At 31.5% G+C, this 24,277-nt stretch carries 23 protein-coding genes; 16 read left to right on the plus strand and 7 right to left on the minus strand.

Annotation, left to right across the window (positions count from 1 at the left end; all coding sequences use genetic code 11):
• Positions 1 to 291: 291 nt before the first annotated feature.
• Positions 292 to 2,202 (minus strand): von Willebrand factor type A domain-containing protein, encoded by a 1,911-nt coding sequence (locus tag ACE193_RS22635; protein WP_375560457.1) that lies wholly within the window; start codon positions 2,200 to 2,202, stop codon positions 292 to 294.
• Positions 2,203 to 2,511: 309 nt separating this feature from the next.
• Here ACE193_RS22635 and fbp point away from each other — a divergent pair, with 309 nt between their 5' ends.
• Complete coding sequence (gene fbp, locus ACE193_RS22640) at positions 2,512 to 3,495, plus strand: class 1 fructose-bisphosphatase (RefSeq protein ID WP_375560458.1); 984 nt, start codon at positions 2,512 to 2,514, stop codon at positions 3,493 to 3,495.
• Between the two features lie 151 nt (positions 3,496 to 3,646).
• Here the strand turns inward: fbp and ACE193_RS22645 are convergent, their stop codons facing one another.
• The gene (locus tag ACE193_RS22645) at positions 3,647 to 5,353 is read right to left on the minus strand and encodes an acyl-CoA carboxylase subunit beta (RefSeq protein ID WP_375560459.1); all 1,707 of its coding nucleotides are present in this window, start codon (positions 5,351 to 5,353) and stop codon (positions 3,647 to 3,649) included.
• Between the two features lie 271 nt (positions 5,354 to 5,624).
• Positions 5,625 to 6,317, minus strand: coding sequence for a DNA repair protein RecO (recO, locus tag ACE193_RS22650; RefSeq protein ID WP_375560460.1), 693 nt, complete (start codon positions 6,315 to 6,317; stop codon positions 5,625 to 5,627).
• A 319-nt stretch (positions 6,318 to 6,636) separates the two neighbouring features.
• On the opposite strand from recO, the gene ACE193_RS22655 reads away from it, so the two are divergent.
• Together ACE193_RS22655 and ACE193_RS22660 are read left to right on the plus strand one after the other, a co-directional pair.
• Positions 6,637 to 7,872: a 7TM diverse intracellular signaling domain-containing protein gene (locus tag ACE193_RS22655; RefSeq protein WP_375560461.1), complete on the plus strand. Its 1,236-nt coding sequence runs from the start codon at positions 6,637 to 6,639 to the stop codon at positions 7,870 to 7,872.
• 450 nt (positions 7,873 to 8,322) lie between these two features.
• Positions 8,323 to 9,336 (plus strand): IS110 family transposase, encoded by a 1,014-nt coding sequence (locus tag ACE193_RS22660; protein WP_375560034.1) that lies wholly within the window; start codon positions 8,323 to 8,325, stop codon positions 9,334 to 9,336.
• An 83-nt stretch (positions 9,337 to 9,419) separates the two neighbouring features.
• Here the strand turns inward: ACE193_RS22660 and ACE193_RS22665 are convergent, their stop codons facing one another.
• Both ACE193_RS22665 and ACE193_RS22670 read right to left on the minus strand, forming a co-directional pair.
• A complete protein-coding gene (locus tag ACE193_RS22665; protein ID WP_375560462.1) occupies positions 9,420 to 10,064 on the minus strand; it encodes a hypothetical protein in 645 nt (214 codons plus the stop codon).
• Between the two features lie 485 nt (positions 10,065 to 10,549).
• The gene (locus tag ACE193_RS22670; RefSeq protein ID WP_375560463.1) at positions 10,550 to 11,554 is read right to left on the minus strand and encodes an ADP-ribosylglycohydrolase family protein; all 1,005 of its coding nucleotides are present in this window, start codon (positions 11,552 to 11,554) and stop codon (positions 10,550 to 10,552) included.
• A 155-nt stretch (positions 11,555 to 11,709) separates the two neighbouring features.
• Between ACE193_RS22670 and thiL the strand changes: the two genes are divergently transcribed.
• The 8 genes from thiL (at position 11,710) to ACE193_RS22710 (ending at position 19,711) form a co-directional block, all read left to right on the plus strand.
• On the plus strand, positions 11,710 to 12,747 hold the full coding sequence (gene thiL, locus ACE193_RS22675; protein WP_375560464.1) for a thiamine-phosphate kinase: 1,038 nt from the start codon (positions 11,710 to 11,712) through the stop codon (positions 12,745 to 12,747).
• A 149-nt stretch (positions 12,748 to 12,896) separates the two neighbouring features.
• Positions 12,897 to 13,718 carry a 3-methyl-2-oxobutanoate hydroxymethyltransferase gene (panB, locus tag ACE193_RS22680; RefSeq protein ID WP_375560465.1) on the plus strand — a complete coding sequence of 274 codons (822 nt, stop codon included), beginning with the start codon at positions 12,897 to 12,899 and terminating at the stop codon, positions 13,716 to 13,718.
• Positions 13,719 to 13,962: 244 nt separating this feature from the next.
• Positions 13,963 to 14,370, plus strand: coding sequence for an STAS/SEC14 domain-containing protein (locus ACE193_RS22685; RefSeq protein WP_375560466.1), 408 nt, complete (start codon positions 13,963 to 13,965; stop codon positions 14,368 to 14,370).
• A gap of 5 nt (positions 14,371 to 14,375) precedes the next feature.
• Complete coding sequence (locus ACE193_RS22690) at positions 14,376 to 15,461, plus strand: aminopeptidase (protein ID WP_375560467.1); 1,086 nt, start codon at positions 14,376 to 14,378, stop codon at positions 15,459 to 15,461.
• 122 nt (positions 15,462 to 15,583) lie between these two features.
• Positions 15,584 to 15,994 (plus strand): methylmalonyl-CoA epimerase, encoded by a 411-nt coding sequence (gene mce, locus ACE193_RS22695; RefSeq protein ID WP_375560468.1) that lies wholly within the window; start codon positions 15,584 to 15,586, stop codon positions 15,992 to 15,994.
• A 129-nt stretch (positions 15,995 to 16,123) separates the two neighbouring features.
• Positions 16,124 to 17,035 (plus strand): hypothetical protein, encoded by a 912-nt coding sequence (locus ACE193_RS22700; RefSeq protein ID WP_375560469.1) that lies wholly within the window; start codon positions 16,124 to 16,126, stop codon positions 17,033 to 17,035.
• Positions 17,036 to 17,272: 237 nt separating this feature from the next.
• Positions 17,273 to 18,586, plus strand: coding sequence for an ammonium transporter (locus tag ACE193_RS22705; protein WP_375560470.1), 1,314 nt, complete (start codon positions 17,273 to 17,275; stop codon positions 18,584 to 18,586).
• 405 nt (positions 18,587 to 18,991) lie between these two features.
• Positions 18,992 to 19,711: a LytR/AlgR family response regulator transcription factor gene (locus tag ACE193_RS22710; protein WP_375560471.1), complete on the plus strand. Its 720-nt coding sequence runs from the start codon at positions 18,992 to 18,994 to the stop codon at positions 19,709 to 19,711.
• Positions 19,712 to 19,773: 62 nt separating this feature from the next.
• Here ACE193_RS22710 and ACE193_RS22715 read toward each other — a convergent pair whose 3' ends face one another.
• Entirely contained in the window at positions 19,774 to 19,953 is a 180-nt protein-coding gene (locus ACE193_RS22715; protein ID WP_375560472.1) for a hypothetical protein, read from the minus strand.
• A gap of 155 nt (positions 19,954 to 20,108) precedes the next feature.
• Entirely contained in the window at positions 20,109 to 20,258 is a 150-nt protein-coding gene (locus ACE193_RS22720) for a hypothetical protein (protein ID WP_375560473.1), read from the minus strand.
• Between the two features lie 304 nt (positions 20,259 to 20,562).
• Here ACE193_RS22720 and ACE193_RS22725 point away from each other — a divergent pair, with 304 nt between their 5' ends.
• The 5 genes from ACE193_RS22725 to hpt all read left to right on the plus strand — a co-directional run bounded on the left by ACE193_RS22725 (position 20,563) and on the right by hpt (position 24,175).
• Positions 20,563 to 20,898 carry an STAS domain-containing protein gene (locus tag ACE193_RS22725; protein WP_375560474.1) on the plus strand — a complete coding sequence of 112 codons (336 nt, stop codon included), beginning with the start codon at positions 20,563 to 20,565 and terminating at the stop codon, positions 20,896 to 20,898.
• Positions 20,899 to 20,950: 52 nt separating this feature from the next.
• The gene (locus tag ACE193_RS22730; protein ID WP_375560475.1) at positions 20,951 to 21,367 is read left to right on the plus strand and encodes an ATP-binding protein; all 417 of its coding nucleotides are present in this window, start codon (positions 20,951 to 20,953) and stop codon (positions 21,365 to 21,367) included.
• A gap of 231 nt (positions 21,368 to 21,598) precedes the next feature.
• Positions 21,599 to 22,441, plus strand: coding sequence for a 3'(2'),5'-bisphosphate nucleotidase CysQ (cysQ, locus tag ACE193_RS22735; RefSeq protein ID WP_375560476.1), 843 nt, complete (start codon positions 21,599 to 21,601; stop codon positions 22,439 to 22,441).
• A gap of 574 nt (positions 22,442 to 23,015) precedes the next feature.
• Entirely contained in the window at positions 23,016 to 23,411 is a 396-nt protein-coding gene (locus tag ACE193_RS22740; protein WP_375560477.1) for a hypothetical protein, read from the plus strand.
• Between the two features lie 200 nt (positions 23,412 to 23,611).
• Entirely contained in the window at positions 23,612 to 24,175 is a 564-nt protein-coding gene (gene hpt / locus ACE193_RS22745; RefSeq protein WP_375560478.1) for a hypoxanthine phosphoribosyltransferase, read from the plus strand.
• The last annotated feature ends 102 nt before the right edge of the window (positions 24,176 to 24,277 follow it).

A 24,277-nucleotide genomic window follows, 5' to 3' on the forward strand; every position in this document is an offset into this window, starting at 1 on the left:
AGATAGGATTATATTTATTTCTACTCTAAACAATGCAAAAAAGTTGCCTTTTTAAATTTTAATGGATGAGTTTTTATGGCAAGCCAAAATAATATTATAATCAATCTTCAATTTATTCAAGTTTTTTACTCTAATAAATAGGCTTTGAAGTCGTTTAAGAACTGTAAGACAGCGAAGTTAATACTCATTTTTCTTAGAGTTGGGTGTCCAAACTCAACCCTAAGAAAAAATAATACAACCTTTATTGGTTTTTTAGTACTGCGAAACCAACAAATACATAGTAAATTTCATTTATTTCTTCAATGATTCAGCCGTTTTGACAAGGCGAATAAACTCTCCTCTATAACCATCTTCATCTTTTGTTTTTGCGCTGGGAGCATTTTCCAAAATCCATTTATACAACTCTGAATCTTTTTCTTTTTTGTATTTTGAATCTGTCAGAATCATTCCAAACATAGCAACAGCATTTGTCCAAATAAAATTTTCAGAATTATTTGTTGTAACTTCATTCATAACAACTTCTTCAAACTTTGTGCTTTTCTTGCCATCAGGTTCTTTGTAACGAAACTTTACCGTCATCAGTTCTTGACTTCCTGCTGCTTCTGAAACTTCTGAGTTTTGATACTTTAATTGCTTTCCCTTTTTGTCTTCTTTGGGTAGAAAACTAGATTTTACACCGACAGGAATAATTTCATAAAGAGCCGTTACGGTATGTCCTACACCTATTTCTCCAGCATCTTTGGTATCATCATCAAAATCTTCTTCATTCAAAAGACGGTTTTCATAACCAACCAAACGATAGGCAGCTACATAATTTGGATTAAACTCAATCTGAATTTTTACATCTTTTGCAAGGGTAAAAAGCGTTCCTGAAAACTCTGTAACTAACATTCTTCTAGCTTCTTGAAAATCATCAATGTAGCCATAATTTCCGTTTCCTTTATCAGCCAACATTTCTAGCTTAGAGTCTTTATAATTTCCCATTCCAAAACCCAAACACGTCAAGAAAATACCACTTTCACGTTCTTTTTCTATCAATCTTTTCATATCGCCATCCGAAGAAGCACCTACATTAAAATCGCCATCAGTACATAAAATAACACGGTTTGTTCCATCCTTGATGAAATTTTCTTTTGCTATTTTGTATGCTAGTTCTATTCCTTGTCCTCCAGCTGTACTTCCACCTGCGCTAAGTTGGTCTAAAGCTGCAATAATCTCTTCTTTTTTAGCTCCAGAAGTAGAAGGCAAAACTACACCTGCTGCACCTGCATAAACGACAATCGAAACTCTATCTTTTTCTCTCAGTTCCTTTACAAGCTCTGTAAGTCCTTTTTTGAGTAAAGGCAATTTATTATAATCACTCATCGAACCCGAAACATCAAGCAGAAAAACAATATTACTATTTGGTAAATTGTCCTTTTTGATTTTTTTGGCTTGTAATCCTACCAAAACAAGTTTATGATTTTCGTTCCAAGCACAATTTCCGTATTCTGTCGTAACTCCAAAAGGATGTTTTCCAGTTGGTTCTTGATAGTTGTAATTGAAATAATTTATCATTTCTTCTACTCTAACAGCATCTTGTGGAGGCATTTCACCATCATTCAAAAAACGACGAACATTAGAATAAGAAGCCTTATCAACATCAATAGAAAAAGTAGAAAGAGGATTTTGAGAAACAGAATGAAAACTATTTTCTTCTTTTGTAGCATAACTTTCTGTATTTGATTTTTTATAAGAAGTATTTTTTGCTTTTCTTTTACTTTTAGCTCCTCTTATTCTGATATGCTTACCTCCTTTTACTTGAACCCCTGCTGCTTTTCCAGAAAGAGAATAAGAAAGTGATTCTCGCCTTTTTTCTATATGTTGTCCTGTAACCACTACTTCTTGAAGTTGTGTATTTTCTTCTAACTCTACATCAATAACTGTCTGTTTTCCGATAGTAACTTCTTTGTTTTCAAATCCTACAAACATAAAAACCAAAACATCATTTCCTTCAGGAATAGTAATTGAATATTTTCCTTCCATATCTGTTGAAGTTCCTGTATTTGTTCCTTTTACTTGAACAGTTGCTCCTGGTAAACCTCCACTTCCATCACTTGCCGTAACTGTTCCTGTAATAGTTCGCTGTGCAAAAGCAATATCTGAAATAAAATAGCTTCCCAAAAATAAGAGAATCGTAAATACGTAATTGTACATTTTCATAATAAAATAATTTAGTGAGTAAAAATGAGTTTTATATAAAATATTATTCTGTGGGAAGGGTAATTCTGATGATATTCTTTCCCTATTCGTAAAAAAACTTAAAAACGTTGCATTATAAATTCAAAATCTGTGTATTTCTGTACAATCCGTAAAAATCTGTGTTCTATAAAAATAGTAGTATAAAATATTGTAAAACCTTTAGAAATGGCTAATTTTGCATCATAAAATAATAAGAATTAAAGTTTCATTTCATAATAGATGCTCCTTTTTACTTATTCCACAAAAAAAACGTAATTATTTAAAATCGATATGAGTCAAAAAACCACTTTACGCCAATTTTTAAAAGATAATGAAGCAAATCTTCCTGCTCCACTTTCCGAATTAGACCATTTATTACATTCTATTGCTCGTACTGCCAAAACAGTTCATGCTCATGTTTCTCGTGCTGCTATTACAGATTTGTACGGAACAGCAGGTTCTAGCAATGTACAAGGCGAAGAACAGCAAAAGCTGGATGTACTTGCCAACACACTTTTTGTTACTACTTTTAGAGAAAGTAATTTAGTTTGTGTGGTAGGTTCGGAAGAAGAGGAAGATATTATTTTGATGGATAATAATGATGCTGAATATGTTGTGGCAATGGATCCTTTGGATGGTTCTTCAAATATTGATGTAAATGTTTCTATTGGAACTATTTTTTCAGTTTTTAAGCGCAAATCTCCGAAAGGAACTAAGCCAAAAGTAGAAGATGTTTTGCAAAAAGGTACAGAACAACTTATTGGTGGTTATGTTTTGTATGGAACGGCTACGGCTCTTGTTTTCACAACAGGAAATGGCGTTCATATTTTTACGTATGACCCAAAAGGAGGAGAGTTTTTGCTTACACGAACTAACTTGGATATTCCAAAAGATAGCAAAACTTATTCTTGTAATGAAGGTGGGTTTTTAGGTTTTACAGCAGGTGTAAAAAAATACATTGAATTTTGCAAAGAAGAAGGCGAATATAAAGCTCGTTATATTGGTTCTTTGGTAGCAGATTTTCATAGAAATATGCTAAAAGGTGGAATTTTTATTTATCCAAGTACAGAAAAAACACCAAAAGGAAAATTGAGATTACTATATGAGTGTAATCCTTTAGCATTTATTGCCGAACAAGCAGGAGGAAAAGCGTATGACGGACGTGTACGTATTATGGATATTGAACCAGATTCTTTGCACCAACGAACTACGTATTATGTGGGTTCTGCAAATATGGTCGATAAGGCTTTGGAGTTAATTGAGACTAACGAGTAACTTATGGTTCTCTGACAATTTTTGTATTTTCCTTTATTGCTAAAAATTATCTTGTATTTTAAATTGGTCTGTACTGCAAAAAAGCGAATGATTCATAATAAATCATTCGCTTTTTCGTATTTAACTGGTTACTACTTACTGGTAACTGATTTTAGGTTTGAATTGCGCCTACATTATAACGCTTTGTAATTGGAGCTTGATTAGCAGCTTCAATTCCCATCGAAATAATCTGACGAGTTTCCATAGGGTCAATAATGGCATCAATCCAAAGACGTGCAGCAGCATAATAAGGCGTAGTTTGCTTTTCATAACTCGCTGTGATTTCTGCTAATAATTTTTCTTCCTCTTCCTTCGAAACTTCTCTTCCTTGTGCTTTTTCAGAACCTACTTTAATCTGTAAAAGTGTCTTTGCAGCCGATGCACCACTCATAACAGCAATTTTAGCCGTCGGAAATGCAAGCATCAAACGAGGGTCATACGCCTTTCCACACATGGCATAATTTCCAGCACCATACGAATTACCAACTACGATTGTAAATTTAGGAACGACACTATTTGCCATTGCAGAAACGAGCTTTGCACCATCTTTAATAATTCCTCCATGTTCGGAACGACTACCCACCATAAAACCAGTAACATCGTGCAAAAATAAAAGTGGAATTTTCTTTTGGTTACATGTCATTATAAAACGAGCTGCTTTATCGGCAGAATCTGAGTAAACAACACCACCCATTTGCATTTCTTTTTTACCACTCTTCAAAATGGTTCTTTGGTTGGCTACAATTCCAACTGACCAGCCATCTATTCGTGCATGTCCACACAAAATCGTTTTGCCATACTCTTTTTTGTATTCTTCAAACTCCGAATTATCTACTATTCTTTCGATAATATCTCGCATATCATACGGTTTTGTACGGTCAGCAGGTAAAAGTCTGTAAATTTCCTCCATGTCTTTGCTAGGAAGTGTTGGCTCTGAACGGTTAAAACCTGCACTATCAGGCTCTCCAATTTTATCCATAATATTACGAATTGCATCAAGACATGCCTCGTCATTTGGATATTTATTGTCAGTAACTCCCGAAATTTCACAATGCGTAGAAGCTCCTCCTAATGTTTCTTGGTCTATATCTTCGCCTATGGCAGACTTGACAAGATAAGGTCCTGCTAAAAATACTGAACCAGTTCCCTCTACAATCAAGGCTTCATCTGACATAATTGGCAAATATGCACCACCAGCCACACAACTTCCCATAATAGCAGAAACTTGCACAATTCCTTCAGCAGACATGTGTGCATTATTTCTAAAAACTCTACCAAAATGTTCTTTATCTGCAAAAATTTCGTCTTGCAAAGGCAAAAATATTCCTGCACTGTCCACCAAATAAATAATAGGAATTCGGTTTTCCATGGCTATTTCTTGCGCTCTCAGATTCTTTTTTCCTGTAATTGGAAACCACGCTCCAGCCTTTACGGTGGCATCATTTGCTACAATTACACAAAGTCTTCCACTTACATGTCCCAAACCAGTAACTACACCACCAGACGGACAACCTCCCCACTCATTGTACATATCATCGCCTACAAAAGCTCCGATTTCATTAAAATAGGTAGTATTTCCTTCTTCATCTTTATCCAAAAGGTAATTGATACGCTCTCTAGCTGTTAGTTTTCCTTTAGATTTGTGTTTGTCTATTTTTTTCTGTCCTCCTCCTAATTTTACTTTGTCTAGCTTGGCTTGAAGTTGAAAAACAAGCTGTTTGTTTGCATCTTCATTGATATTAAGCTGTACATTTTCCTTTTCAGATTTAGAAGGACTACTATGTGTACTTGTTTTATCAGGACTTTTTGATTCTGCCATAGTTTGTGTTGTGTGTGCTAAGGTTTACTTTTTGTATTCTATATTTTAGGTTCTACAAAAAAAACGATTTATTCGCTATTTTACAATAGAAAGTTTTGATTAGAGGGGTAAAAATCGTTTCTACATATAGTTTTTTTACTCTTGTTTAGAAATTTTGTGTCTTCTAAGAAACTGAGATTATAATATTAGTGTAGTTGAAATACAGTTTTGAACCACAGATTTAATAGAGCATCAAAGAAGTAATGAAATTCACAGATAACTGGTAATTGTTCTACTCTTCTTCAAAAATTTCTTTCAGAATAGCCAGCGAACGCACAAATCCAAAATCTTCTAAGTGATTTCGATAAAAAGCCAAAATCCAATATAAAAACATTCGACGCATTTTTCCATTCATTGGCAAATAATCACTATATTCTAGTTTCATAAGTGCATTTACATAATCGGTTGTCATTTTATTGATTTCAAATTGAGGTGGTTCTAATTCAAAAAAATCTTCTGCTGAATCTGTTCCAAAACCCAAAAAAGGAATTAATTTTAATAAAAATTGAATATGAAAATTTTCGTATTCTGTTTCTGTATCATCTAAAAAAATAACACTTTCTGTCAGAAAAATAAATAATTCTTCATTTGCTCCTTCTTCTTGTAAGGCTTTTCTAAGAATTTCAGTAATAAAAAGAGCAATACTTGATTTTTTGGGTTCAAAGGGAAGACTTCTAAAAGGGTGATCGATAGAAGAATCCGAAATACGTAAAAGTCCTTTATTTTCTTTGTAATAAATAACCAAATCTAAAATAGTTAGAGGTTGATACAAAGCCATTTTGCGTGCGCTTGTTTTGCTTTTTTGTCGTACTCCATTTATGATATAGGAATTTAAGCCAAACTTTTTGGTGAAAATTCGGCAAATAATAGACGTTTCGCTATATCTTGTAAATCCTAAAACGATTCCCTGTGTTTTTTCTAACATTGAACAAGATTATAAAAATGATTTTTCTGATTTAATTCGTCGTTATTTAGTAATTATTTGTAAGTTACGTTTTGTTTTGTGAGAAAAAAATGCGTTTTTTAGTAAAGCTACTATTTTTCTGTTATACTCATACACTTTTGGTTTTCAAAAAAGTAAATCTGTCAGACACTTTCATAAGTGTCAGTACAGTTAATAAAATGAACTATCTGACACCTTGAAGGTGTACTGATAGGAGAAGAAACCTAATTACGGAGGAGTATAGATTAAATAGCTATCTTTTTCAAAACATCCTACACACAAATAATTATTCTTCCTTATTGTGCCAAAGCCTAAAAATAAATTTTTCTGTTTTATTAATTTATGGTTTTTCTTATTTATTTTTATTGTAGGAAATTCGACGGTTGTCTTTGCACAAAAAACAGATATTTCTCCAAAAAATACACATCAAGAAGGAGAACGAGTTCATTTAGAACTTTTAGAAAACACCAAAAATAATAGTAACGAGCTTACCATTTATGAAGTAGAAAAACTAACTACTGAATTTGTTGCTATACCGTCTATGTATTTGAATCTTGGTTTTGAAGAAACTGCCAAATGGATACGTGTCAAAATTCCTCCTCATGTAGAAAATAAAATTTTTTATTTAGAATTAGAATACCCATTATTAGATAGCGTTTCACTTTTTTATAAGGATACAATTTCTGATTCTTGGCAAGTCAAACATAGTGGCGATGTACTTCCATTTTATCAACGAGATATTAATTATCACAATTTAATTTTCAAAATTCCTGTTTCAAGAGATAGTGTTTCGTATTATTTTCGTGTTAAAACAAATGGAAGTTTGCAGGTTTCTGTAAAACTTTGGAATGAGAGTAATTTATTTGAAGAAATACTAGGCGAACAATTCATTTTCGGAGGTCTTTTTGGTGTTTTTATGGTTTTGGCTGCGTATGGTTTTTTGATTGGAAGCCTGCTCAAAACTCGTTCTTATCTTTATTATGCTATGCTGGTGCTTTCGGCAGCACTTTTTTTATCTGTTTTGAATGGCTATGCCTTTCAGTATTTGTGGGCAACTGCACCTGATTGGGGAAATCAAGCACTCCCTTTTAGTATTGGTGTTTTTACGGTTTCGGCTCTTAATTTTACGCAACTTTTTCTTCTGACAAAAAAACATGCTCCTATTTTACAAAAATTGATGCAACTTTCTTCTCTCATTGCTGGAGTTATTGCAAGTATCGTTTTTATAGGCTATTACAATTTATTTACCAAAATTGTGGTTGCAAATGCTCTTTTTGCTGCTGCTTTAGTTCTCTATACGGCTGTTATGACTCGTGCTAGGGGCTATGCCTTTTCTCGTTTTGTAGTTTCGGGTTCGTATCTTTTTTCTATTGGTATTTTACTGGCTGTTTTGAAATCTTTTGGGATTGTAGATACCACTTTTATTACCAAACACGGAATAGAACTCGGTACAGTTTTTTATCTTTTATTGTGTGCCGTTTCTCTCAATGACCGTTATACAGTTCAGAAAGTTATTAAAAAGGAAGAAGAGGAATGATTGAAAATACTGTAACTGATTGGCAAGTGATTTATATGATGAAATACAGGATAAATACAAATTATTTTTTTTGAGCAACTTTATATTTTTTTTATTGCTAATTTATTAGATTTGCGATTGTTGTTGTAAAATACAAATACACGGCTACAAGCCGAATACACATTGCTCACTCGTTAAAAACGAGCCTTTAGGTTTGTAGTAGATAAAATAGATGTAATTTCTTATCTTGTATTTAAGAATTCATCTAGTAGGAAGAGAACCTATGAAACGAGCCAGACTATAAAAATCTATCTCTCGAAACAGCCTCTTCCTACCTTTATTCAATCTCAAACTCAAATAGTTTTCGGAGTATTTTTATTGACCTAAAAATAAACTCATTAGATAAGGTTTTAAGTCCGATTGAATACGATGAATCATTTTTTAAATTAGGTAACCCTAAATTAACTTTTTATGCAGACTTACCAAAATTTTATAGGCATCGATGTGAGTAAAGAACATTTAGATATTGCTATTCTTCAAGAAGGAAAAGTAGTAAATCACGAACGAATTACAAATAATTTAAAGGCTATACAAGAGTATCTTTTTTCTTTTCAAGACCTTTATAAAATCGAAGAAAGCTTGTTTTGTATGGAACATACAGGTATGTATATCAACTGGCTTGTTATCGCTTTGATGGAATTTGATTGTACCATTTGGGTAGAAAATGCCATTCAAATTAAACGTTCTATGGGGGTCAAAAAGCTCAAAAACGACAAAGTTGATGCTGAAAATATCGCAACTTATGCCTTTCGTTTTCAAGACAAAGTGAACTTATATACTCCTCCTACTCAAGAGCTAGAAACCCTAAAAACCTTGCAGACACTACGAAAAAAGCTAGTTACTCATAGACAGGAGCTAGAAACTTATGTCAATGAACAGAGCCAATTTAGCAAAATATCTATTCAAAAACTTCTAGAGGAAAGCTCTAAAACAACCTTGGAACACTTGAGTCTTCGCATAGAAGAAATAGAAAAACAAATGCATCAAATTATCAAAGATGACCCTGAGCTTAAAGAACTCTATCGGCTCACCACTTCTGTAGTAGGTGTTGGAAAAGTGACAGCGATTCAGTTACTGGTAGCTACCGACGGGTTTACCAAATTTGATACTGCCAAACAACTAGCTTCTTATTGTGGCGTTGTGCCTTTTGAAAATTCATCTGGAAAATTTAAAGGAAGGGCAAGAGTATCAAAAATGGCGAAAAAAACCCTCAAAACAGCTTTGCACATGTGTGCTTTATCTGCTATGAAAGTAGAGGGGGAGATGAGAGATTACTACCTAAGAAAAGTAGCCGAAGGAAAGAACAAAATGAGTGTGATTAATGCCTTACGAAATAAAATTATACAACGCATTTTTGCCTGTGTAAAAAACAAAACTTTATACGATAGAAAGGGAATAAATTTTAACAATTTTTCTAAAGGTTAGACTTGGTTTTACCATAGTTTTCGAGAGCGATTTTTTTATGAGCGATAGCAGGGGTAATCTAGTTTTTTAAATTTATAAAGTATTTACTTAAATAGTACATTAGGCGTTTCTATATCAAATATTTCTCCATTATTCAGTTCTAACTCTATACGAAATTTAGCTACTCCATAAGATCTTTGAGGTGATGGGTATAGGTAAAATTCTAATTCAAATGGAAAATCAATATCATCATCAAACCTTTCTCTAACAACTTCTGATAATACGAATTCGGTTTCATTGTCATTTTGAGTAGGAAAAGGCAAACTAAAGTATCTATTAACTAGACTACCTACATCAACATTTCTATATAAGTCATAAACAGTATATATTTTTATCGATTTTGGATAAACTTCTTTTAAATATACTGTTGACTCACTACAACTTAAAGCATATGCTGATGAAAATATTGAAAATGGTTTATCAAAGCTATTTTGATAAGCTAATCTATGAGTTTCAAATTTTATCACAAAACCTTTATAACTTTGAACATCAACTCTAGTACTATCTAACTCATATATATAACCGTTGCTGTTTCTTGCTATTTGTTTTACATCTAAAACATCAATAATAGAAATAGGACTATCTGTTGTTTCGTCACAAGTTCCGTAAGTTACAGAGCAACTATACAAACCTAAACTTACTATAATTCCAATAGATAATAGAAAAATTGTTTTTTTTAATATGCTCATAACTTTCTTGATTAAATTTAAATAAAAAAATATCATTTTTTTACAGTACGAATAAGTAGTGTGACTAAATTAATGTAACATCTCGCTTTTGTTATTATTTTAGGATAACGATAAGAGTAAAGATTTTTAATTTTAAAAAATGTTATGCTAATTATGGCAGACTACTTAAATATAACAAAATGCGACATTTTTTTTATAATTTATTTAGAAAAATCGAACTTCAATTATTTGATAACCTAACCTTTCAAATAGTTTGATGAATAACCTTCTTTAATTGAAACTCACTTTATATCATTGTTTAAAAAAAACAAACTCTCAGTTATTGCTTAGGAATTGAAATTAAATAAACTACTCTTTTTTAATTCTTAATCATAGAGTGAAGATAAATTAAATTCTAAAAAAATAAAATCTCAATTCAAACTTGATTTTTCAACTGCCATTTTTGGTGTTTTAGCGACATCAACAACCACAAGTAGTAACTTACCTCAAAAATTCAAATCATATAACTTTTCACACAACTCATTAATTTCTTCCTTCTTTACAATCACTTCTAGCCATTCTTTCGGAATTCCTTTTTCGTTATTTTTAGTTTTTATTCCATAAAAAAGTCCTGCTACGCCACCTGTTACACAGCCTGTTGTGTCGGTGTCTTCTCCCAGATTTACAGATTTCAAAACGCTTTCAGAATATGAATTATACTTCAAAAAGCACCAAAAACTAGCCTCTAAAGTATGCAGTACATAACCAGAAGATTTGATAGTTTCTTCTTCAAAAATAGTTATGTCATTTTTCAAAATTCTATCAAAAAGAGCAATTTCAGTTTTATTAAAATCAAACTCTAGCGCAAAATCATTTATTAAAACTTGTAATTTTTTATAAGCTGTAAATTTATCTTGTTCTTTACTGTTATGAATTTGTTTTAATAGAATCCTAGCAAATTCAGTATAAATAAAACACGAAAAAACAGAACGAAAATGCATGTGTGTAATCGAAGACACTTCTGAAACTAATTCAAAACGCTTTTTGATAGAATCTTCAAATAAATATCCTTTATAAAAAACGAGAGGCAAAATTCGCATCAAAGAACCATTTCCATTCGAATATTCATCTGCTCCTCCTGCTAAAAGTGGATTTTCTCCTTTTTTTAATCTCTTTATAGAATCATTTGTAGCAATTCCAATATCAAAGACTCTTCCGTGAGGTGTCCAAAAACTTTCATATTTCCATTTCACAAAGTTATTTGCAATATTTTTTATATCATAAATTGCTTTTTTAGTGGAGCTTTTGGGAGTAGCCAAACTTTCAGCCAAACAAAAAGCCATCGAACTATCATCCGACCACGTTCCTTTTGGTTGGTGGTGCGTTCCAAATTCTCTCATATCCGTAACAGGATTTTTGGCAATATCTTCTCTACTTCGAAACTCCACAGGAACGCCCAAAGCATCGCCAACAGCAAAACCGAAAAAAGTATCTTTTATTTTTTGTTTCATAATTTATGGAGATTTGAGGAATATAATTAAAATACAATATGAGTAATTTTTAATTGAAAATACTTGAATTTTGATTTTTACATTAACATTTTCCCTCATTATTCCCTATTTTTGCAATCTAATTCTGACTAGAAAAATCAAAACAAACTATAAAATTGCGTACAGAAATAAATAAACTTGGTGAATTTGGACTTATAGAGCGTATAGCATCTAATTTTCCATTACAAAAATCTACTTCTAAAAAAGGAATTGCAGATGATGCAGCCGTTATAGAACTGGAAAAAGACAAACAGCTTTTAGTATCGACAGATATGCTTGTCGAAGGAATTCATTTTGATTTGTCTTATACTCCTTTGAAGCATTTGGGTTATAAAGCCGTTGCTGTAAATATTTCAGATATTGCTGCGATGAATGGTATTCCTCATCAAATTACGGTTAGTCTTGCGCTTAGTAATCGTTTTTCAGTTGAGGCAGTTGATGAGTTTTATGAAGGTGTAAAATTTGCCTGTGAAGATTACGGAATTGATTTGGTAGGAGGAGATACAACGAGTTCTCCAAAAGGTTTAGTCATTTCAATTACTGCCTTAGGACAAGCAAGTCCAGAAAAAATTGTCTATCGAAATACAGCCAAAAAAGGCGATGTTTTGTGTGTTACAGGCGATTTGGGTGCTGCTTTTGTAGGTTTACAGATTTTGGAAAGAGAAAAACGAGTTTTCATCGATGCTCCACAAGCACAACCAAAACTAGAAAATGCAGATCATGTACTAGAAAGACAGCTAAAACCAAAAGCTCGTATGGATATTATTTATGAGCTAGAAGAAAAGGGCATTTTGCCTACTTCTATGATGGATATTTCGGATGGATTGGCTTCTGAAATTCATCATATTTGTCGCCAGTCGAATGTGGGAGCAATGATGTACGAAAAAAATATTCCTATTGATGAGCAAACAGCCATAACAGCAGCCGAAGAATTAAAACTTAGTCCTTTGACATGTGCCTTAAACGGTGGCGAAGATTACGAACTTTTATTTACTATCAAACAAGAAGATTTAGAAAAAATTGAAAAAATAGTCGATGTGCATTTGATAGGTTATATTCATGAAGCTGAAAAAGGTGTAAAGTTAGTTATGAACTCGGAGCAAATAATGGATATAAAAGCACAAGGTTGGAAGCATTTTGAAGAAAATGAATAATTAATTTTTAATGATAAATTATTAGTTATAAATTGTAATTAATTATTTCTACGTAGTTTAGGAAAAGGCAAGCCATTTCCCTACAAAAATCTTAATTGTATTTGTATTACTTCTAAAATCTAACTTCATATTTCTAACTTTATTTATATATGTCTGTTGCTAATTCTTCCTCTGCCAAACGTATTACTACGCACTCATTGCAGGAAATGAAAAATAAAAACGAAAAAATTTCTATGCTTACAGCATATGATTTTTCGATGGCTCAAATTCTTGATGCTGCCAATATTGATGTTTTGTTAGTGGGTGATTCTGCTTCAAATGTGATGGCAGGACACGAAACAACGCTTCCAATTACACTTGACCAAATGATTTATCATGCTTCTAGTGTGGTTCGTGGAGTCAAACGTGCGCTTGTGGTGGTGGATATTCCTTTTGGTTCGTATCAAGGAAATTCTCGTCAAGCTCTTGATTCTGCTATCCGAATTATGAAAGAATCGGGTGCACATGCCGTCAAAATGGAAGGTGGAGAAGAAATTAAAGAATCGGTTATGCGTGTGCTTTCTGCTGGTGTTCCTGTGATGGGGCATTTGGGACTGACTCCTCAATCTATTTATAAATTTGGAACATATTCTGTTCGTGCAAAAGAAGAAACAGAAGCTGCAAAATTGATTGAAGATGCCAAAATATTGCAAGAATGTGGTTGTTTTGCGATTGTCTTAGAAAAAATTCCTTCAAGATTAGCCGAAAAAGTAGCCAAAACAGTTGATATTCCAATTATCGGAATTGGTGCAGGTGGTGATGTGGACGGACAAGTTTTGGTTTCTCATGATTTATTAGGAATTACAAAAGAATTTAATCCTCGTTTTTTGCGTCGTTATGCTGACTTAAATGATATTATGCAAAAGGCAGTTGAGGAATATATCAAAGATGTGAAAAATGAGAGTTTTCCTTCTAAAGATGAGAGTTATTGATTATAAGTAACTGAGCAAAATAAAATATATCTAAGAAAAGAATTAGAAAGTGGAAATTTAAACTGTCAAGACACCTTTGAGGTGTCAGACAGATTCTATTTGCAGATAAATAATTTTGCTCAGTTACTTAAATTCTTATTAAATCTACAAAAAACGCTTGATTGTACTAATTAAGCGTTTTTCGTTTAAAAAGACTTACCTTAAATCTCTAGTTTTATAAAAACTCAAATTATATAAAAATAGGATGGAAGAAAAAATCACACTTGAGTACGACAAACCGAAATGCAAAATTTATTATCATCAAGATATAAATGCAATTCAATTTGAGTGGTTTGGGCATGTTTCTCATGAAGAATTTGTAGATGCCTGTAATTTCTTTTTAGAGTTACTCATAAAACATAAAAGCAGCAAAATGATTGCTAATAATTTGAAATCAGAAGCTGTAAGTCCAAAAAATCAAGATTGGTTGGATAAAGTTTGGTTTCCTAGAATATATGAATACGGATACAGAACCTCTGCTGTTATTGTATCAAAAAGCATTTTTAATCAAATTACGGTCAAAAAAATAGTAGATAAAATGGATAAAGATAAATATACACTTCGTTTTTTTACTAATTTGCAAGATGCTATTGAATGGCTTAAAACAGTGTAATAAAAATGAAACGCTTTAAACTCAACAAAAAGAAACTACTAAAATACACAGGGATTTTTCTCTTAGTTCTTTCTGCCTTAGCAATTTGGCAAAGAGAACTGATTGCTTATGGACTTTTGCAGCTTAATGGGCAATTAGAAGTAATGAATAACGGACGTAGTTTTGAAGAGCTAAAAAAAGATACAAACTTTCCAGATTCTTTAAAAGCAAAAATCAAAATTATTGAAGAAGCTCGTCAGTTTGGAATGGAAAAACTGGGAATGAAACCTTCTAAAAACTACACCAAAATATATGACCAAAAAGGTGAAGATATTTTATGGAATGTTTCAGCTTCTTACCCCTACAAATTAGATGCGTATGAATGGAAATTTCCGATAGTAGGAAAATTTTCTTACAAAGGGTATTTTGATTTAGAGAAAGCCAAAAAAGAAAGAGATAGATTGAAAAATGAAGGCGAACGTATAAATGACAAAATTATTAAATTTGATACAAATATTCGTTCTGTTTCGGCTTGGTCGACGCTTGGTTGGTTTGAAGATGTTTTGCTTTCCAATAATTTAGAGAGAGAGGAAGGCGATTTGGTAGAACTTATTTTACACGAACTCACACACGCCACACTTTATATAAAAGACAGCGTAAACTTTAATGAAAACTTAGCTAATTTTGTAGGAGAAGAAGGCGCAAAACTTTTTTTAGAAGAAAAATATGGAAAAAATTCGAAGGAATTAAACGATTATATTTTTTCACTTCAAGATTCTAAAAAATATAGAAATTTTATGCTTTTAGCCTCAAATTCTTTAGATTCGCTTTATAATTCAGATAATTTTTTAGAGGAACTTTCAAAAAAACAAAAAGAAATTGCTAAACAAAATTATCTAAATTTAATTAAATCAAAAATAGATACCGTTTCGTTTTCTAATAAAAACTGGGCAAAACGTTTTCAGCAGCGAGAACTCAATAATACTAATTTTATGAGTGTACGTAGATACAATTCAAGTCAAGATACATTAAAAAATATTTTTGAAGAAGATTTTAATCAAGATTTGAAAGCATTTTTGAAATATTTTGCTGATAAATATCCCTCGTTATAAAGTCTGAATTAATTACGAGATACAATTTTTAACCACATAGATTGAAGAGTTGAAGAATTATTTTTTTTTAAAAAAAGTATAATTCTATTAATCACTTATCACTAACAACTAATCACTAAAAAATGGCATTTTTAAGAGTAGAACACATCGGCATTGCTATCAAAAGTTTAGAAAAATCAAATGAACTTTTTCAAAAATTATTTGGAAAGGAACATTATAAAGTAGAAAAAGTAGAGCGAGAAGGCGTAAGTACATCATTTTTTCAGTTAGGAGAAACTAAGATTGAACTTTTAGAAGCCACCACAGAAGAAAGTGCAATTTCAAAATTTATAGAAAAAAAAGGTGAAGGAATCCATCATATTGCATATGAAGTAGATGATATTTATGTTGAAATGAAACGCTTAGAAAGTGAAGGGTTTACACTTTTGAGCCAAGAACCAAAAACAGGAGCAGATAACAAACTGATTTGTTTTTTACATCCAAAATCTACAAATGGCGTTTTGGTAGAACTCTGTCAGGAACAAAAAAGCTAGAAGTTAGAAAGAAATAAGAAAAAGAGAATGAATTTTGTGATTACAAAACAAATTTGTAACTTTAGTTAGAAGTTTCTTAAAAGAAAACCTAAAAAACTATCCTAAAAATAATATTGTATTCTTTGACTCATGATAAACTCTGAGATAAATTCTGATTCGGTTCTTTCTCCTAACGAACGTGTAATTACTGCTATTGTAGCCGTTATTATTCATATTTTTTTGGCAATTATTCTTTTTGTGCGTCCTGTTTGGGAGCGTCCTATTCCTGCCCCCGAACCTGCTGGGATTACTATGGTGAGTTTTGGAAATGTTGTTACACCAACTGAAACACCTACCCCTTCTCAAAGTGAGTTTACACCTTCAATTACTGAAAGTGAAACTCAAGAAGAAGCAGTACAAACAGAAGAAATACAAGATATTACACCTCAAGAACAAACTCCTAATATTCAGAGTACTAAAAATGAAAATACAGTAAGTGTACCTGATACAAAAAAAGAGGACAAAAAAGAGCTTGTAGAAAAAAAATCAGAGAAAAAAGTTGAGCCAAAAGAAGAAAAACAGGAAGAGAAAAAGGAAGAAAAGAAACCAGAAGTACAAGAAACTAAGAAAGAGGAGAAGAAAGAAGAAAGTACAACTCCAATAAAAGACGATAAAAAAAATGATGCAACTAGCAATTCGAAGGAAGAAGGAGATTCAAAAACAAATGACAAACAAGGAAATTCAGACGACCCAAATGATACAGGAAAAGTAGGAGTTAAAAATGGTGCAGAGGCTAGTGTTTATGGTTGGAGATGGAAGCAAAAACCTCAACCAAATGATGTACTTAACGAACAAGGAAGAATCGTTTTCAATATTACCATTGACCAAGATGGAAATGTAACTAAGGTAGATTTAAAAGAAAAAAGTCAAAGTATTGGTATTGCAACTTATACAGCCTATAAAAATGCTGTCTTAAATACAAAATTTGAGCGTACAGTTTTTGATGAAACCCCACCAACTACAGTAGGTACACTTACATTTAATATTAAAGTAGGAAATTAGATTATTTTTATTCAATATTTTTTGATAAGCACAAGACAAAATCTTGTGCTTATTTTTTTGCAAAAAAAAAACACTATTAGGTTTTTAATTTTAGTGTATTTTGAGATATTTTTGTTATGTTTACGAAAACGACCTAAAAAACACACCTATTTTTCTTTTAAAACCTGATTTTTTATAGAAAATTGATTAAAAAACACACTATCAATTAATTTTGTGATTTTTCTAAAAAAATAAAAAATGACATCTATTCTCAAAAAAGTTAGTTTATCTGCTTTACTTACTTTATTCCCCTTATTTGCTTTCGCTCAACAAGCAGAATCTACGCCCACTCTCAATACTGGTGATACAGCTTGGGTTCTGATTGCGACTGCCCTTGTTATGCTTATGACTCCTGCTGGTTTAGCTCTTTTTTATGGAGGACTTTCGCACAGTAAAAACACCCTTAATACAGTCGGAATGAGCTATGTTTCTTTTTGTGTAGCCTCTGTTGCTTGGGTAATTGTTGGTTATTCCCTTGCTTTTAGTGATGGAAATGGACTTATTGGCTATTTAGATAATTTGTTTTTGGAAAATATTGGTATCAATGAAATTGCTGCTGGTACTTCTATTCCTAAACTACTTTTTGTAGTTTTTCAAGGAACTTTTGCTGCTATTGCAGTAGCGATTGTAAGTGGTTCGGTAGTAGAAAGAGTAAAGTTTTCATTTTGGCTAGTCTTTTCTTTTTTATGGGTTTTATTGGTTTATAGTCCAATTACACACTGGGTGTGGGGAGGTGGATTTTTGAGTAATAGTGGCGAATTAGATTTTGCAGGAGGAACTGTAATTCATATCAATGCAGGTGTAGCTGGACTTGTATTAGCTCTTTTATTAGGAAAACGTAAAAACTTTGGAAAGGTAACTGAAATGCCTATTTCTCTTACACTTACTGTTGTTGGTTCAGCTCTTTTGTGGTTTGGTTGGTTTGGATTTAATGCTGGAAGTGCTTTGGCTGCAAATGGAACGGCTGCAAATGCTCTTTTAGTAACTAATGTAGCTGCTAGTATTGGAGGACTTTCTTGGATAGCTATTGAATGGATTAATAAGAAGAAACCTAGTCTTTTGGGTGTTGCTTCGGGTGCTGTTTCTGGTTTAGTTGGAATTACGCCTGCCTGTGGATATGTAAGTGTGAGTGGTGCGCTTGCAATCGGACTTCTTTCTGGAGTTATTGGTTATTATGGTGTAGTCAAACTCAAACACTTATTAGATTATGATGATACATTAGATGCTTTTGGAATCCACGGATTGGTAGGTATTTGGGGTTCGATTGCTGCTGGTATTTTTGCAAGTCCTGCTATTAATCCTGATGCTACTGGTGCTTTGTATGGAAATATTACACAGATAGGAGTACAATTAGTCGCTATTTTGACGGTAATTGCTTATTCAGCTATTGCCACTACTATCGTTTATTTTGTTAGCTCCTTTATCACAAAAGGCGCAAGAGTAGATGAAACTATGGAAGCAACAGGTTTGGACGAAGCCTATCATGGAGAAAGAGGGTTTAATATTCAGTAATTTTTTCTAGACATGTATTAAACTATTCTCAGATTTATTGTATGCTTGCCAATCTTGAACTTTATATTTAAATTTAGCAGAGTTTATAGAAGATGATATCATCGTATTTTCTTAAAAATACAACTGTAAACTCTTTTTTATTTTGAAGTAAAAATATGACTTTTGAAAATGTTATAAAGCAAGCAAAAAAACATCATTTAAACCACTTTCTACTGTGAAACAACACCAAACTAACTGTCATATACTTTCAGAAGTGTCAGTACGGTTAAGAAAGAGCTAAACTATCTAGTACTTCTGAACAGCTTTAGCCCTCAATGAAGTTAAAATGTCTGATAAAAATAAAATAATATAAACAGACACATAAATTTATTAAACAGTATATTTAGTAATATTTAAAATAAAAAAATGACAAATTACATTATCATAGACGACGAACCACTAGCACATCAACTTATAGAAAAATTTTGTGGAATGTTACCTCATTTGCAATTACAGAAAAACTGTTATGATGCTTTTCAGGCAATGGAATTTTTGCATAAAAATAATGTAGAACTTATTTTTTTAGATATAAATATGCCCAAACTGAACGGATTTGAGCTTTTACGAACGCTGGCTAATTCGCCTAAAGTAATTGTAACAAGTGCTTACCAAGAGTTTGCTTTGGAAGGGTACGAACTCGGTGTGGTAGATTATTTGGTAAAACCATTTAGTTTTGAACGTTTTGTGAAAGCTGTTAATAAAGCTATTTCTGTTCAGAATAATTCTATCAAAAATGTATTATTTCCTCCTACAAATTTAGAAAGTACAGAATCAAAAGGCGATTCTTTTTTTGTAAAGGGCGATAAAAAACACCATCAAATTAATCCTGAAAAATTGCTTTATGTAGAAGCCTATGGCAATTATTCAAAACTATTCTTAGAAGAGGAAATGATTATTTGCAATGAAAAAATATCAGATTTAGAAACTATTTTATCTGAAAAATATTTTTTGCGTGTTCACAAATCGTTTATTGTGGCTTTAGAAAAAGTCAAAACGATTGAAGGAAATCAGATTTTTTTAGAAAATACAGTTGTTCCGATTGGACAAACATATAGACAGAAAATCCAAAAACTGTTGGAGAAATGAAAACTAGATGCTATTGTTGGTATTTTAGCGAAGCGACACCAATAACATCAAACATCATAACCCTATATTTTCGGACATTTTTTACAATGTGTTCCTTTTTTCTTATACTTTTTACAACATTTATCTTTTTTACAACAGCTAAATGACTGACAAAATGATTCGTCTTCAGTATTCAAATTAGTAGAAAAAGAATTTGTCTGAGAACCAATAATTGAAGGAAATGCAGGGAATGTAGTTTGCATGACTTAAAATAAGATGTTGAGGTAAAGGAGTTTGTAATGTTTTACAAATCTAAAGTTTATTTAGATTAATTCCAAATAAAAATAAAATTAGAAATCAGATTTATGAAGTTAGAAATAAATACAATAAGGAAGTGCAAATTTAATTCTCCTTTGGATTATATTTTTGGTTCTCCAATTTCTATGTTACCTTGATAGTTTCTATCAAAATTTTGATTAATCCATTTTCTTTTATCTCCTGTAATTGGGTCAATTCTTCCAATAATATGAGAGTGAGTTGAATCTAATTTGTGAGAATGGTAAGTCATTTATATAGATTGATAATCAGTAATAAACTAAAACAGTGAGTATAAAAAATGCTAATTAACGAATTAATTATATATTTTTGGCTTATTAATAATCGAATCAAATGACATCTTTGGTATTTATTTTCAAAAAAACTTGAAAACTCTCGGTAAGAATAGTAAATTTGTCAATTCAAATAAAAGTAGATTTTTGAGAGAAACAAGACATTCTTAATTAGAATTCTCTATCTTTCTTCCTAATTATACTTTATTTATTATAATTTATTACTTGTAGCAAACCTATTGCAATTATTTTTCGTAAGATATAATGGAAGTCAAATTTACTGAAGAAGAAAAAAACTATATTATCAGCATTGATGGAGACTTAGATGCCTCTTCTTCTATTAAGCTAGATAAAGTGCTTGCCAAAGCCATTGGAGAAAATCGTAATCCAATTTTGGTAGATTGTAATCGTTTAGATTATATCTCATCTCCTGGAATTGGTGTTTTTACCTCACACTTGCAAGAGTGTGAAGCTAGAAATATTAGCTTGGTTTTATACGGGATGAATGATAAAGTACTAAAGGTTTTTAGAATCTTAGGTTTAGATGAAATAATTCCGATAACAAAAACAAAAGATGAAGCAAAAAATAGAGCTAAATAAAAAGCTAATTCATTAGCAAAATAATCACTAGCTATAAAGTAATAAATAATAAATGATTCATAGCATTCGAATTTCTTGTTTGAAAAACAACCTTAGCAGAGTTCGTAACTTTGTGGAGGGAGCACTCAAGCAGCATGCAATTTCGCCGATAGATATAAATCTGATGGTTTTGGCAGTAGATGAACTCTGTGCCAACCTAATTATTCATTCCCACAAGTGTAATCCGAAGGAAGATATAGAAGTAAGTGTAAGTAGAAAGGATAACCAATTTGTATTTGAAATAAAAGATGAAAGCGCACCAAGTTTTGATTTACTTTCTTATAAAGAACCTGATATGCAAGAAATTATTGCAGAAAAAAGAAGTGGGGGAATCGGTCTTATTCTTGTCAAAAAAATAATGGACGAAATACAATATGAAAGAACAGGTTCGGCTAATATTTGTAGAGTTTCAAAACGATTAGTTCCCTAAGAATAATTACGAATTAAAAATTACGAGTTTAAGCATAAATGTAAAATTAGTAGTTTATTAATTTATTTTTTTCTAAAAGAATTTTTATAAAAAGCAACTTTAAAAAAGGTTGCTTTTTTTGTTTCAAAACTGTAAACAATAAATTATAAAAGGAATTTTCCACTAACCACTAACCACTAACCACTAACCACTAACCACTAACCACTAACCACTAACCACTAACCACTAATTATGATAGAAATAGCCATTCAAGCAGCCGTAAAAGCAGGCGAGCGTATCAAAGAAATTTATGATAAATTTGATAATGAAAACGATACAGATTACACAACTTCTACTATTGTAAGTTATAAATCGGATGATTCACCTCTTACACTTGCTGATAAAGAAGCTAATAAAATTATTGAAAAGCACTTAAAACCACTTGGTTTGCCACTTTTGTCTGAAGAAGGCAAAGTTATACCGTATTTTGAACGTAAAAATTGGGATAAGTTTTGGCTTATTGATCCTCTTGACGGAACAAGAGAATTTGTGAAACGAAATGGAAATTTTACAGTAAATATTGCTCTAATGAAAAATAATATTCCTGTGTTGGGAATTATCTATGTTCCTGTTAGTGGCGTTTTATATGTGGGAGAATTAGGTAAAGGAGCTTACAAACAAGAGTTAGGTTTGAAAGCAATAGATTTAGAAAATAGAATAGAAAAAACAGAAAAAAAAGCTATAAAAGTAAGTTTACGTAAAAATGAAGAGGGAATAATTGCTTTTAAGAGTCGTTCGCATTCAGGAGCAAAAGATAATAATTATTTGAATCAATTTAATGTTAAGGAGATTCGTAAGAAGGGAAGTTCTGTTAAATTCTGCTTAGTTGCTGAAGGAATTGCTGATTTGTATTATAGAAATGGAACGACAATGGAGTGGGATACAGCAGCAGGAGAAGCTATTTTGAAAGCAGCAGGAGGAGTAATTCTGAATGCAGATACTGATACTGATCTAAAATACAATAAAGAAAATTTAGAAAACCCACCCTTTTGTGCAATGAATGCCGTTATTTTCGAAACATTTAAAGAGTTATAAAAGTAATAATTATTATGAGAAATTATTAGTTTTTTGATTTTTTGAAAAATGTTGAAGTTTTTTAGTGAAAAAAATAAACATTTTTTACTTTTTTAAGATAATATAGTAAGTATCAGTCGTTATCTATAAAAAAATAGATTGTAGAATAGGGGGATAGCTTATTTTTATCGTCATTAATTAAAAATGAAGAGCAAGTAGAATTAATTAATTTTTTGTTAAAATTTGTAAGTTTTTGGTAAAAAAGACTACTGATTTTATGAAAAAATGGTTGTAACTTGCAACTCATAACAAAAAGATGACTAGATAGTGATATATAAAGAGGCAATACACTTAATTTTAGACATTTTTTGATTTTTTTCTAATTTTTTTTGAATAAGATGCAACGTTTGTTAAAAAAGACTGTCTATATAAGTAGATACCTTAGCAAAATTAATCTTTAACTGAGTTTTAATCTTTTTAAAAGCAAAAAAAATGGTAGAAAAAAAAATATTTTTGCTCATTTTCAAGTGTTTACCAAGGCTGTGAAATTGTATAGGATTATAAATTAAACTCTTTTACCTTAACATATTTAATCATGAAACTCAAACTCTTTATTCTTTTTCTGCTTGTTTTTGCAGCAATCGGACAAACTATATTTCTCAATATAGATGCCAAAAGTAATTTTTTAGAAGAGAAATCGAAAAACACATATACACATTCTTCGGAGAGTGAATTGAATAAATCGTCAATTCAACCCTCAGAAGTAGTAGTAACAATTCGCCAACACGAATCTGACGTTTCAAATCAAGATGTAAGTTCAGACACAGAAGCAACTATTATTTCTACAAAACCAACGACCAAAAAGCCTTGTAATCAAGAAACTAAAGAAGAGCGTTTGATTTGTCAGAAAGCAAAAGATGCAGCTAAACAAAAGCAAACTCGCATTTCTGGAAGTAATCATGCAAAAAGTAGCACGATTCAAAATCCTTAGAAAATAATTGAAAAATTATAATTTTGAGAATTTAGCTTTTTTGATTTTAACATAACTACGTATTATATGGCACTTATTCCAATTTGATAGCCGAACATTTTGATGATGTTCGGTTTTTTTTATGCAAATTATTATTAAAAAATAGAAAACTATATTATCATATTTCCAAACAATACACAAATTTTGTAGTTTTATAGGATATGAAATCTTCTACCTCTCGTTTGCTTATTCAAGACAAATATTTTGTTCCTTATTTGTCTGAGCATCAAATGTACCAACGTGTACAAGAATTAGGAAAACAAATTGCAACAGATTATGAAGGTAAAACCCCACTTTTACTTTGTATTCTGAATGGTTCTTTTGTTTTTGCAGCCGATTTAGTTCGCTCAATGGACACAGTTTGCCAAGTTTCTTTTCTAAAATACTCTTCTTATATCAAAGATAAATCTTCTAATAATGCTAAAGATTTATTAGGCATTCAAGGACTTAATGAAGATTTAAAAGATCGTCATTTAATTGTCGTTGAAGATATTGTTGATACAGGAACTACAATGGATAAGCTCCTAAGAGAACTTTCCTCTCATAAACCTGCTAGTATCGAAATAGCTACTTGTCTTTTCAAACCTAGCGCACTCAAATTTGATATTTCCCCAAAATATATTGCTTTTTCTATTCCAAATTATTTTGTAATTGGTTATGGACTAGACTATGATAATTATGGGCGACATTTAGCTGGAATTTATATCGTTGATGAAGAGGAATAAAAATAACAAAGCTAACTACTGAGAACTTAAAAAGTGTTTTAACTCGTTGATTAGTAGTGGTTTATGGGTGTTACTTTAAATAGGTTTCTTTTTCTGAAAAAT

Source organism: Bernardetia aquimarina (assembly GCF_042180575.1).
In the GTDB taxonomy this organism is placed as follows: Bacteria; Bacteroidota; Bacteroidia; order Cytophagales; family Bernardetiaceae; genus Bernardetia.